This window comes from Methylobacterium sp. CCH7-A2 (genome assembly GCF_001557075.1).
GTDB classification, from domain to species: domain Bacteria; phylum Pseudomonadota; class Alphaproteobacteria; order Rhizobiales; family Beijerinckiaceae; genus Allobosea; species Allobosea massiliensis.
In genome coordinates this window covers 1-11690 of sequence record NZ_LSKN01000006.1, presented here as the reverse complement: position 1 = coordinate 11690, position 11690 = coordinate 1, and the positions used below count along the sequence as shown (strand labels likewise).

Sequence of the window (11690 nt, the reverse complement as noted above, 5' to 3'; positions counted from 1 at the left end):
CCCCTAACCCCTCCCCACAAGGGGGAGGGGAACCCGGTTGTGCATCGACTTACGGCTTGATCTTCGGCAGCGTCGCCGTGATCACCTGCTTGCCGTTCTGGACCTCGGCGAGGAAGCTCTCGCGGTCGAGGTCGCCATTGGTCTCGATCGTGGTCTCGATCAGGATGCCCGGCTCCTCGGAGGGCTTGATCGTCGCGCCGCGCAAGCTGTCGGCGACGCCCTTCTTGTCGAACTTCTTCTGCTTCTCGGTCGCCCACTTGATCATGTGGACGGCCATGTAGCCCTTCAGGCCGTTATGGTCGGAGGCGTAGTTGTACTTCGCCTGGAACTTCTTGCCGAATTCCTGGAAGGCCGGGATCGGCGCGTCGATCGACAGGCCGACATGGCCGCGCACGCCGTTGGCGGCGTCGCCGGCGAGCTCGATCACCTTGGCGCCGAGCAGCGTCGTCTCGCCGACCATCGGCTTGGTGATGCCCTGCTGCTTGGCGGCGCGCAGGAAGCGGGCGCTCTCCTCCTCGTTCAGATAGACGAAGACGGCGTCGGCATTGGCATTCTTGATCTTGATCGCGTCGGCGGCGAAATCGGCCTGGCCCTGCTCGGTCGAGACGTCGGCCGCGACCTTGATGCCGACCTTTTCAAGCTCGGGGATGATCGCGTCGCGCCCGCCCTTGCCGAAGTCGTTGTTGACCCAGACCACGGCGACCGAGCCGGCCTTGACCGTGTCCTTGAGATATTTGGCGATCTTCGGCATCGCCGCAGCCTGGCTGAGCGAGGTGCGGAAGAGATACTGGTTGCCCTGCTTGGTCAGGCCGGCCGCCTCGCCGCCGACGATCTGCGCGATTTCGGCGCGCTGCGCGATCTGCATGGAGGCGCCGATCGGGCCGGAGAAGACCGGGCCGAGCACCGCATAGGTGCCTTCGTCGATGGCGCGCTGCACGGCGGCGCGGGTGTTACCCGGGTTGGTCTGCGTGTCGTAATGCACGATCTCGATCTGTCGGCCGAGGATCCCGCCCTTGGCGTTGATGTCCGCGACGGCGAGGTCGATGCCGTTCTTCCAGTTCGTGCCGGCGGTCGCGCCCGCGCCCGACAGCTCGACGACGTTGACGAGCTTCACCTTCTCCTGCGCCAGCGCCGGCGCAGCCAGCCCGACTGTGACGGCCGCAGCGATGATCCATGGGGTCTTCATTCTTGTCTCCTCCAGCTCTGGTTTTGGTCTTCTTGGTCTTCTTGGGTGGCCCTTGGGCCGTGTTTGACGTGGCGTGATCTCAGGCTGCGCGGTGCCTGGCCTCCTGCGCGGCGAGGGATCGGTCGAAGGCGTCGGCGATCGCACCCTCCGGGGCCTGGACCCCGGTGAACAGCGCAAAGGCGTCGACGGCCTGGTTGATGCTGAGCTCGCGGCCCGTCATCACCATGGCGCCCGCCTTCTGCGCGGCTTTGAGCAGCGGTGTCCAGAGGGGATGATAGACGGCGTCCGCCACCCACTGCGACTTTCGGATGAGGTCGGCGGGGACGGGGCTGTCGCGGTTGGGCAGCATGCCGACCGGCGTGCCGTTGACGAGCCCCGCCGCGCCCGACACCGCCGCCTCGACGCTGCTGCAGATCTCGACCTGCGCGCGCGTGCCGATCTGGTCGGCCAGCGCCTGCGCCTTGGCGCGGTCGCTGTCATAGAGCCTCAGATGGCTGACGCCGCAGCCGGCCAGCGCGAAGCCGATCGCCTTGCCCACCCCGCCCGTGCCGATGATCGCGACGGGGGCGTCGCCATCGCTGCGCCCAAGCGCGCGATAGGCGGTGGCGAAGCCGGTCGCGTCGGTGTTGTGGCCGGTCAGCACGCCGTCCCGCGCCACGACCGTATTGACCGCGCCCATCGCCCGCGCTTCCGGAGACAGCGCGTCGAGCAGCGGCACCACCGCTTCCTTGTAAGGGTAGGTCACGTTGATGCCCGAGAAGCCCATGCGACGGACGCCGTCGAGGATCGAGACCAGATCGGCGCGATCTGCGTCGGCGACCTCGATCAGATGGTAATGCAGCTCGAAGCCGGCGGCGCGCGCGGCGGCCTCATGCATCGCCGGCGCGGCGGAATGGGCGATCGGCGTGCCGATCAGGCCTAGCAGCACGCGCTTCGTCCGGTTGGCGATGGCAATGTCCGGCATCGTCTCGTCCCTGTGGCTCCCCCATCATGATCGCAGGCGTTGCCGCCATCAGATAAGCTGATCGCTCGCGCTAACGCGATGACCAATTTGATCGCATTACCTAACTTGATGTTATCCTGCCAGCCGGCTTCTTGCCTCTGGGGCACGCGGCCGGACCACAGCGTCCATCTCCTGCCGCAGCAGCGTCACGAAAGTCTCGGCATAGACGGACGGCGCCTTGTCGTTCTTGATGGCGACATAGGTCTGGAACTGCGTCGGCTCGGCGATCGGGATGGTCGTGATGCCCTGCATCGAGCCATGCGCGACGGTGAACTGGTCGATCACGGCGATGCCGAGCCCGGCGCGCACCAGCGAGCAGACCGTGGTGCCGAAGCGCGCCTTGATGACGATGTCGTAGGCGAGACCCTGGCGGGAGAAGATCTCGGCCATGATCCGCCCGTAAGGGTCGTTCGGGTCGATCCCGATCAGCGGATGGCGCACGATCTCGGTCGCCGAGATCACCGGCCGCCCGGCGAGTTCGTGACCGTCGGGCACGATGCAGAGCAGCTCGCCCCGGCTCAGCGGCAGGAAGTCGATGCCCGGATGGTCGAGCTTGTAGCTCATCGCCGCGATCTCGCCGCGCCCGAGCAGCAGATAGTCGAGCGCCTCCTCGATCTTGAGGATGTTGATGTCGAGCCGAAGGTCCGGGTGCTTGCGCTTCAGCTTCTCGATCGCGCGCGGCACCATCACATGGCAGATGCTCGGCACCGAGCCGATCCGCAACTCGACCCCGCCGCCGCGCTCGATCCGCGCCAGCGTGTAGTGGAGGTCGTCGACTTTCTTGTAGACCCCGTTGATCTGCTCGAAGATGTCCTTGGCTTCCGGCGTCGGCACATAGCGGCCGTGCCGCCGCTCGAACAGCTTCAGCCGCAGCGTCTTCTCGGTGTGCTTCATCAGCCGGCTGATGCCCGGCGCCGAGACCGCGAGCAGCTTGGCCGCGCCGCTGATCGTGCCCGTGATCATGATGGCGCGGATCACCTCGATCTGCCGCAAGGTGAGCATGGCCGTTTTCGTCCCCTCAACCTCTTTTGACGCCGAGCGGAGGGGAGCGGCGCCCCGCTGTCAAGCGAGCCGGGCAGGGAAGGCGGTTGTTATGGCTTCGGCAGCGCCTTGGCCTCGGCGTCGAGCTTTTGCAGGGTCGGCAGCGTCTTCTCGGCGAAGGCCTTGAGTTCGGGGTCCGAACCGCTCTCGGCATAGGCCGCGATCACGGCGAGGCTCTCCTCCTGTGCCTGCCGTTGCGCGGCGACATAGGCGCGGTCGAACTCCAGGCCCTGCAGCGCCGCGAGATCGCGCAGAAGATCGAGCTGGCGCCCGTCCGGGCGCTCCGGCAGCGCGATGTCGGAGCGCTTGGCGATGATCTGCCGCAGGCTGCTGCCCGTGGTGCCGCGGTCGTTGGCAAGCCGGTGGGCGAAGCTCTTGATCTCGGGCGAGGTGGTCTTGTGCAAGGCGAGCGTCGCCGATTCGACGGCAAACATGGTCGAGACCGCGGCCTTGTGGACGAAATCCTGCGGCGGCATGGCCGTCTGCGCGCCGGCACCGAGCGACCAGATCAGGGTCGCGGTCATGATCGGGAGAAGCCGTTTCATCGCGGCGAACTGCCTTTCCGGAAGGTCTGTGGATACGGGGTCAACCCGGCTGCGCCACGACGGTTCCCCACCACCGCGGGGGTGGCCTCGCGCGCGCGGCTCGTGCAGGGTGCGCCCCGGACACCGGCCAGGCCGGTTCGATAAGGACAGGGACGAGACGCCATGCCGACCACCCACGAGACCCTGCGCGCCGTGCTCGTCGCGAGCCGCCGCGACAGGAGCCTGATCGAGATGGCCGCGCAGCCGGTCCCGGCCTCATTCCTCGACGGACTGGCGATCCAGGCCGACATCGCGAAGACACTGGGCCATGCCGAAGCGGGCTGGAAAGTCGCCATCGCCGAGGACGGCACGCCCGTCGCCGGCCTGATGCCGGGCCCCTGGCTCGCCCCCGGCGACGTCTATGACGGCGCGATCGGCGCCGAGCTGCGCGTCGAGATCGAGATCGCGCTGCGGCTGGCGAAGGACGTGCCGATGCGGCCGAATCAGCCCTATTCGCGGGCCGAGCTGCTGGCGCATTGCGACAAGGCCTATCTCGGCATCGAGATCGTCGAGAGCCGTCTCGCCAACTGGCAGGGCGTGCCCTTCGCCCTCTGGCTGGCCGACGCGCTCGGCCATGGCGGCTACTATCTCGGCCAGGAACTGGACATGAAGGTTCTGGACGAGGTCGCGGGGCTGACCTGCTTCATCTCGCTGAACGGCGTCACGATCTACGATCAGCCGGCGGTCCACGCCAATGGCGATCCGGTGGCGCCCTTCCTCGCCTGGGCCAACCGGAAGGATGAGCTGATGGGCGGGCTGCGCGCCGGTCAGATCGTCACCACCGGCAGCCTCTGCGGTGGCGTGCTTTCGCCCGGCAAGGGCGAGATCGTCACCAAGCTCGCCCCGCTCGGCGGCGTATCGCTAACGCTTCGTTAGCCACACCGCTCGAATCCGGCGCATTTGCCCGCGCCGGTTTTGTTTCTGTATGGTTGCGGCAGGAACCTCGCTAGAGTGGTCCCGTTGCGTCGTGGGGGGAGTTGCTTGGAGGTTGGATGCGGTCCTGGCGGAGAGCGGGCAGCGCGCTTGCGCTGAGCGGAAGCTGTGCGCTCGCCCTGATGGTCGCGCTGCGGCCGGTTCCGGTGCAGGCTTTCGACCTGTCGTCGCTGGACCTGTTCGGGCTGTTCACGAAGAAGGAGGAGCCGCCGGCGGTCAGCCAGGCGACGCTTCCCTACCGGCTGGAATTCGATCTCGGCGGCGCCGATGACGCCAAGGCGCTGACGCGGACGCTGCAGGACGCCTCGCTGCTTTATCGTCTGCGCCAGGACGCGCCGCCCGACGGCGAGACCCTGGCACGGCGGATGGCGGCCGATCTCAACCCTCTGGTCGATGCGCTCTGGTCGCAGGGCTATTTCGATGCCGAAGTCGCGCTGGTCGTCGATGGCGTGGCGCTGCGGGTCGGGGCGGAACCCGATGCAAGGCTGATCCGCGCCCTCGAATCGCACCGCAACCGAGAGGCTGTGCCGATCACCGCCACCATCCGCCCGGGGCCGGTCTTCGCGCTGCGCAAGGTCGACGTCGCCGAACGGGGCGCAGCGGGCGCACCCGCCATCGACGACCCGCTCAAGGTCAGCCGGCTGAAGCCGGGCGACCCCGCCACCTCGGCTTCGCTGCGGGCGGCGAGGGCGGCATTGGTCGATCATCTGCGCGCCCAGTCGCGTCCGCTCGCCAAGGTCGTCGATCTGCAGCCGGTGGTGGACCATGCCGCCCGCACGATGGATGTCACCTATGTCGTGGAGCCGGGGCCGGTCGCCGGTTTCGGCACGGTCTCGGTCGAGGAGACCGGCGACATCCCGCCCGAGGTCATCCGCTCCTTCATCTATCTGGAGCCGGGCGATCGATATTCGCCCAAGGCCCTCACCGACACACGCAAATCCATCGGCACCATCCCCGCCGTCGGCTCGGTGCGGATTCGGGAAGACGAGCGGCTGGACGGCGCCGGCAACCTCCCGATCTTCGTCGAGGTCACGGAGCGGCCCAAGCGCCTGCTTGGCTTCTCGGCGCGCTATTCGACCATCGATGGCCCGGCGGTGAAGACCTATTGGGAGCACCGCAACCTCTTCGGCGGGGCCGAGCGCCTGCGGCTCGAGGGTGATGTCTTCTTCGCCCCCCGCATCGACGGCACCAAGATCACCAAGTTCGACGATTTCGAGCGCTCCGATCTCGGCGGCCGCTTTGCCTTCAGCTTCCTGAAACCCGCGCTGTGGGGCAGCCGCTATGACTGGCTGCTTGACGGCGTCGCGACGCGCCAGCGCGTCGGCACCAACCGCTTCGGCGGCTACACCGCCCGCTACGGCAATGTCACGACCGCGATCCAGCGTCGCTTCAGCGACACCTTCTCGATCTCGGCGGGGCTCGAGGTCGAACGAGGCCAGACCTCGGACGTGCTCGGCCAGGTCGACTATACCCTCGTCGGCATCCCGCTCTCGGTGAAATACGATTCGACCGACAGCCTGCTCGACGCCACCCGCGGCATCCGCGCCACAGCCTCCGTCGCGCCCTATCCGACCTTCCTCGGCTCGACCGTCGGGATCGTCCAGAGCAAGGCGTCGCTCGCGGCCTTCTACGCGCTGGACGAGGATGCGCGCTATGTGCTCGCTGGCCGCGTCGGGCTGGGCTCGATCGCTGGCGCCGATCTCGACGAGGTGCCTGCGACCCGGCGCTTCTATGCCGGCGGCGGCGGTTCGGTGCGCGGCTATGCCTATCGTACGCTCTCGCCACTCGGCCCGCTCAACCGCCTGACGGGTGGGCGCAGCCTGTTCGAGGCCTCGCTCGAGGCGCGCATCAAGGTGACCGACACCATCGGCGTCGTGCCCTTCTTCGATGCGGGCACCGCCTTCGAGGGCAGCGTGCCGGACTTCAAGCAGCGCCTGCAGATGGCCGCCGGTCTCGGCCTGCGCTACTACACGGCCATCGGGCCGATCCGCGTCGACGTCGCCGCGCCGCTCAACCCGCGCAAGGGCGATAAACCCGTCGCGCTCTATGTCAGCATCGGGCAGGCCTTCTGATGCGGACAAATCTCACATCGCTGCGGCCCCTCGCGCTGCGTCTCGCCCTGCCAGCGCTGCTGTTGTTGGCAGCTCTCGTTGCCTTCGTGCCCTTCGGCGGCATCGCCCAGAACGCCCAGACCGATCGCGGCGTGGTCGCCGACCTGATCTCGAAGGCGCTCTCCAGCGACACCAGCCAGGTCTCGATCGGCGCGGTCAACGGCGCGCTCTCCTCCGATGTCGAGATCCGCGACATCGTCCTGTCGGATCGCGACGGCCCCTGGCTGCGGCTGGACCGCGCCCGCCTGATCTGGACACGCAGCGCCTTGCTGCTGCGCCGTCTGGACATCGACCGGCTCGAGATCGGCAGGCTCGAGCTTCTGCGCAAGCAGGCGCCGCCACCCCCGGGCGCCGCCCCGCCGCCAGATGGCCCGATCCTGCCCGAACTGCCCCTGAAGGTGATCGTCCGCGCCTTCCAGTTGAACGAGCTCGCCCTGGGCGAGCCGGTGGTTGGCGTCGCCGCGCGGCTCGGTGCCACCGGTTCGGCGAGTCTTGGGCCGCCGAGCGAGGGGCTGGACCTGCGGCTCGCGGCGCGCCGTCTCGACGCGCAGGGCCGTTTCGACGTCAACCTCTCCTTCGTGCCGGACACGACGCGGCTCCAGCTCAACGTCAAGCTCGACGAGCCGGCCGGCGGGCTGATCTCGAAGATCGCCGGCCTCCCCGGCGAGCCGCCGGTGACGCTCGATCTCGGCGGCGACGGGCCGCTCGATTCCTTCGGCTCGACCCTGATCTTCAATGCCGGCCCGACCATCGGCGCACGCGGTGATGCCCGGCTCGACCGGCGCGGTACCGAGCGACTGCTCACCCTGGCGCTCGATTCGCGCATCGAGGGGCTGATGCCGGCCCCCGTCGCGCCGGTCTTCGCCGGCTCGACACGGCTCGACGGCGCTGTCGGCTTCCCGGATGGCGGCGGCGTCGACATCCGCAGTCTCGCTCTGGTCTCGGCGCTGGCGCGACTCGATGTGGGCGGGCGCACGGCGGCCGATGGCACGCTCGATCTGCGCGTCACTGCGGCGGCGCTGCCCAACGCCGGCGGCAAGACGGTCGCCTCCGGCACCGAGATCGGCCGTCTCGCCTTCGACGCGACCATTCGCGGCCCGGCCGCGGGCCCGACCATCGTGGCGACTCTCGACGCGCGCGAGGCGCGCCTGCCGGCCGGCGGATTCGAGCGCCTCGGCCTGACCTTCAACGCCACCCCCACCGGCCAGATCGGCCAGCCCGGCACGCGCATCGCGCTGACGGCGGATGGCGAGGCGGCGGGAATCAGTCTGACCGACCGGGCGCTTGCGCGGGCGGTGGGGGAGCGCGTCACCTTCACCCTGCGCGGCACGGCGCAGGATGACGGCACCGCCGATTTCGAGACGCTGCGGCTCGCCCTGTCGGGTGTCGAACTCGACTACAAGGGCAAGGCCGGCAATGTGCGCACGCAGGGGCGCCTCCAGGCCGTGCTGCCGGATCTCGCGCGCCTGAGCGGCCTGGCCGGGCGCCCGCTCGGCGGCCGGGCCGAGATCGCGGCCGAGATCGACGCCACGCCGCGCCGCAACGACTATGCCGCGACCCTGAGCGGGCGAGGGGAGCGCCTCGCCACCGGCGACGCCCGCCTCGACCGCCTGCTGGCGGGCCGCCTGACGCTCGACGGCCGGGTCAGGTCCTTGGCGGAGGACATCACGGTCAGCGGCCTTCGGCTTGCCGGCGAACATGCCACGATCACGGCTGATGGTGGCATCGGACGCCAGGCCTCCGATCTGCGCCTCGCCCTGGCGCTGCCCGATCTGAAGCGCGCCGATCCCCGGCTTTCGGGCCGCGGCGACCTCACGGCGCAGATCAGCGGCCCGCGCGACAGGCTCGACGCCACGGCCCGGCTCGGCATCGCCGACGCGACGGCACTCGCCCGCCCGATCCCGCGCCTGACCCTGGATGCCGTGATCCGCGATCTGCAGGGCGCGCTCGACAGCCGCCTGACCCTGAACGGCGAGATCGATTCCCGGCCCGCCACGGGCACCGTCGCGCTCGCGCGCCTGCCGGGAGACGGCTGGAATCTCTCGGCGCTCGACATCGCCATCGGCTCCGTCCAGCTGAACGGTGGCCTGACGCTCGATCCCGCCAGCCGCGCCGAAGGGCGCATCACGCTCGCCGCCCGAAATCTCGACGATCTTTCGGCGCTCGCCTTGACCAAGCTCGGCGGCCAGCTCGACGCCGATCTCCGCCTCGCCGTGGTCGAGGGGCGCCAGAATCTTGATCTCACCGCCAAGGGCACGAAGCTCGCCGGTCCCTCGCTGGCGATCGACCGTCTCGACGCCACGGCGGCCGCGCGCGACGTCTATGGCCGTCCGCAGCTTGATGCCGCGCTCGCCATCGACCGCGCCGTTCTGGCCGGCGAGGCGATCAGCGCCATCCGCTTTGAGTCGAAGGGCGCGCCCGAGGCCAGCGCCTTCACCCTGAGCGCCGCCGCGCGCGGCTTTGCCCTCAACGGCGCCGGCCGTCTCGTTCCCGGCGAACCGCTCAGCCTCGAACTGGCGAGCTTCGAGGCGCGCCGCGACGGCCGGCGCATCGCGCTCGCCAACCCTGCCAGCTTCCGTTTCCCGGCCGGGGGCGTCGAGATCGGGGGCTTCGCGCTGGCGATCGAGAACGGGCGCCTGACGCTCGCCGGCCGCGCAGGGGAGACGCTCGATCTCGACATCGCCGCCCGCAACGTCCCGCTTTCGGCCGCCCGCATCATCGCGCCGGGCCTCGACCTCGCGGGGACGCTGGAGGCGCAGGCGAAGATCGGCGGCACAGCCGCTGCGCCGACAGGGCCGTGGAGCGTCAGGATTTCACGTCTGGTCACGCCCGAGACGCGCCGAGCCGGCCTGCCGCCGGTCGAGATCGCGGCATCCGGCGCGCTGAAGGGCGAGGTCGCGAGCGTCGATGCGACGGTCAATGCCGGCCGTGGCGCAACCCTGACGCTGCGCGGGACAGCGCCGCTGAACGCAGCCGGCGTGCTCGACCTCGTGGCGCAGGGCCGCGTCGATGCCGCGCTCGCCAACCCACTGATCGGCGCGCAGGGTCAGCGCGTCACGGGCAGTGTGGCGCTTGATCTTCGCGCGGCGGGCTCGCTCGCCGCTCCGCGGCTGAGCGGGTCGGCCACGCTGAGCGGCGGCAGCTTCACGGATGTGCTGCAGGGCGTCCGGTTGACCGCGATCGAGGCGCGGGTCGCCGCCAATGGTGAAAACCTGACGATCGAACGCGCCAGCGCCAGCACGCCCAATGGCGGCACGCTCTCGGCCACGGGGCGGGTCGAGCTTGATCCCGCTGCGGGCTTTCCGGGGTCCATCCGGATCCAGGGCAATCGCGCCCAGCTCGTCTCCAGCGATATCGTCACCGCCGTCGCCAACCTCGGCCTCGACATCGCGGGCCCGCTCGCCCAGCGGCCGCGGATCGGCGGGCGCGTCGACGTGCTCTCGCTCGATGTTAAGGTGCCCGACCGGCTGCCGGCGACCCTGCGTCCCGTCGACGGCATCAAGCATATCCGCCCGACCGGCACGGCGGCCGCCCGCCTCGCCGCGGATAAGCGCAACGCCCGCCCAGCCAGGCGGGGTGCCCGTCCGGCGCCGGCCTTCGACGCCGCGCTCGCGCTCACGGTTTCGGCGCCGAGCCGTGTTTTTGTCCGGGGCCGTGGCATCGATGCTGAACTTGGCGGGCAGCTCAGGGTCGGCGGCAGCTTGGCGGCCCCGCAGCTCGACGGCGGCTTCGAATTGCGCCGCGGGCGCCTCACCGTGCTGAGCCAGCGTCTCGATTTCAGCCGCGGCAGGCTGACCTTCGCGGGTGGAACGCTGCCGGAACTCGACTTCGTAGCCGAGACCCGTGCCGGGGACGTCACCGCCCGCGTCATCGTCACCGGCCCGGCCGATGCGCCGTCCTTCGCCTTCACCTCCAATCCGGATCTCCCGCAGGACGAGGTGCTGTCGCGCCTGCTCTTCGCGCGGGCGTCGGGTTCGCTCTCGCCCTTCCAGGCATTGCAGCTGGCGCAGACGGCGGCACAGTTCGCCGGGGGCGGCGGCGATGATTCCTTCGAGCGGCTGCGCAAATCCCTCGGCGTCGACAATCTTGACATTCAGGTCGGCGCCGGCGGCCCGACCGTCGGCGTCTCGCGCTACATCAGCGACAACGTCTCCGTGGGTGTGAAGGCGGGCGCGCGGCCGGAGGACAGTGGTGTCTCGGTCAACATCGATCTGACGCGCCGACTCAAGCTTCAGGCCGAGACCAATGCCGAGGGCGGGGCGGCGGTCGGCGTCGGCGCCGAGTGGGAGTACTGATTCGTCCGCGCTTGCGGCGCGGCGACCCCCGTTGAGCGGGCCCGCCTGCCCGCCAGCCGCCGATCTCAGCGACATGGACTGGCGGAGCGGCCCGATCGTCTGAGGGGGAACGGGGGAATCGGGCCGCGCGGCGACGGGCGGCAGGGCTCACGCCGATTCCACCCTGGAACGCCTCGAAACGGGGCTTGCCGGTCGGGCGCGGTTAACGGTTGGTAAATTTCGCCCGTCAAAGCGTGGCCTGCCTGCAACACCGCATTCCAAAGCACCCCCCTGCGGCTCTCGGCGGCGTGATCGCGGTTGATCGGCATCCGGGCATTCGTATGGTTGTCCTGCGTCGGGACGTTCCCGGTCGCTGTTTTTCGTCTTCGCCTCTGAATGGTCAGGGACGCGGGCGAAAGACCGGGAACAAGCTGGTTCGGTGATTGGGTCTCCTGGGGCTGGTCACCAACAGAACTGGCGGAAGCCCGAGGGTCTCGAAACTCTTTTGGAGGTTACCAATGAAGCTCGTTAAGAGCCTCCTCCTCGGTTCCGCCGCCG

The 11690-nt window shown here is 69.5% G+C and carries 7 protein-coding genes; 3 read left to right on the top strand and 4 right to left on the bottom strand.

Annotated features, from left to right (window positions below; translation table 11 throughout):
- Positions 1-49: 49 nt before the first annotated feature.
- From AX750_RS00095 to AX750_RS00080, 4 genes are all read right to left on the bottom strand, one after another.
- A complete protein-coding gene (locus tag AX750_RS00095; protein ID WP_066720564.1) occupies positions 50-1186 on the bottom strand; it encodes an ABC transporter substrate-binding protein in 1137 nt (378 codons plus the stop codon).
- Positions 1187-1265: 79 nt separating this feature from the next.
- A complete protein-coding gene (locus AX750_RS00090; protein WP_066720567.1) occupies positions 1266-2150 on the bottom strand; it encodes a shikimate dehydrogenase in 885 nt (294 codons plus the stop codon).
- A gap of 111 nt (positions 2151-2261) precedes the next feature.
- On the bottom strand, positions 2262-3191 hold the full coding sequence (locus AX750_RS00085) for a LysR family transcriptional regulator (RefSeq protein ID WP_066720570.1): 930 nt from the start codon (positions 3189-3191) through the stop codon (positions 2262-2264).
- A gap of 89 nt (positions 3192-3280) precedes the next feature.
- The gene (locus AX750_RS00080; protein ID WP_066720573.1) at positions 3281-3775 is read right to left on the bottom strand and encodes a DUF4142 domain-containing protein; all 495 of its coding nucleotides are present in this window, start codon (positions 3773-3775) and stop codon (positions 3281-3283) included.
- A gap of 162 nt (positions 3776-3937) precedes the next feature.
- Between AX750_RS00080 and AX750_RS00075 the strand changes: the two genes are divergently transcribed.
- From AX750_RS00075 to AX750_RS00065, 3 genes are all read left to right on the top strand, one after another.
- Positions 3938-4690 carry a hypothetical protein gene (locus AX750_RS00075; RefSeq protein WP_066720576.1) on the top strand — a complete coding sequence of 251 codons (753 nt, stop codon included), beginning with the start codon at positions 3938-3940 and terminating at the stop codon, positions 4688-4690.
- Between the two features lie 116 nt (positions 4691-4806).
- Positions 4807-6819, top strand: a complete 2013-nt coding sequence (locus tag AX750_RS00070) for an autotransporter assembly complex family protein (RefSeq protein ID WP_066720578.1) — start codon at positions 4807-4809, stop codon at positions 6817-6819.
- Positions 6819-11153 carry a translocation/assembly module TamB domain-containing protein gene (locus AX750_RS00065; protein WP_066720580.1) on the top strand — a complete coding sequence of 1445 codons (4335 nt, stop codon included), beginning with the start codon at positions 6819-6821 and terminating at the stop codon, positions 11151-11153. The genes AX750_RS00070 and AX750_RS00065 overlap by 1 nt, the downstream gene beginning before the upstream one ends.
- Positions 11154-11690: the final 537 nt, after the last annotated feature.

What these genes read in the sequence shown, in the direction of transcription:
- AX750_RS00090 (WP_066720567.1), bottom strand. Translation starts at nt 2,150, where the DNA reads ATGCCGGACATTGCCATCGCCAACCGGACGAAGCGCGTGCTGCTAGGC.
- AX750_RS00080 (WP_066720573.1), bottom strand. Translation starts at nt 3,775, where the DNA reads ATGAAACGGCTTCTCCCGATCATGACCGCGACCCTGATCTGGTCGCTC.
- AX750_RS00070 (WP_066720578.1), top strand. Translation starts at nt 4,807, where the DNA reads ATGCGGTCCTGGCGGAGAGCGGGCAGCGCGCTTGCGCTGAGCGGAAGC.
- AX750_RS00095 (WP_066720564.1), bottom strand. Translation starts at nt 1,186, where the DNA reads ATGAAGACCCCATGGATCATCGCTGCGGCCGTCACAGTCGGGCTGGCT.
- AX750_RS00075 (WP_066720576.1), top strand. Translation starts at nt 3,938, where the DNA reads ATGCCGACCACCCACGAGACCCTGCGCGCCGTGCTCGTCGCGAGCCGC.
- AX750_RS00085 (WP_066720570.1), bottom strand. Translation starts at nt 3,191, where the DNA reads ATGCTCACCTTGCGGCAGATCGAGGTGATCCGCGCCATCATGATCACG.
- AX750_RS00065 (WP_066720580.1), top strand. Translation starts at nt 6,819, where the DNA reads ATGCGGACAAATCTCACATCGCTGCGGCCCCTCGCGCTGCGTCTCGCC.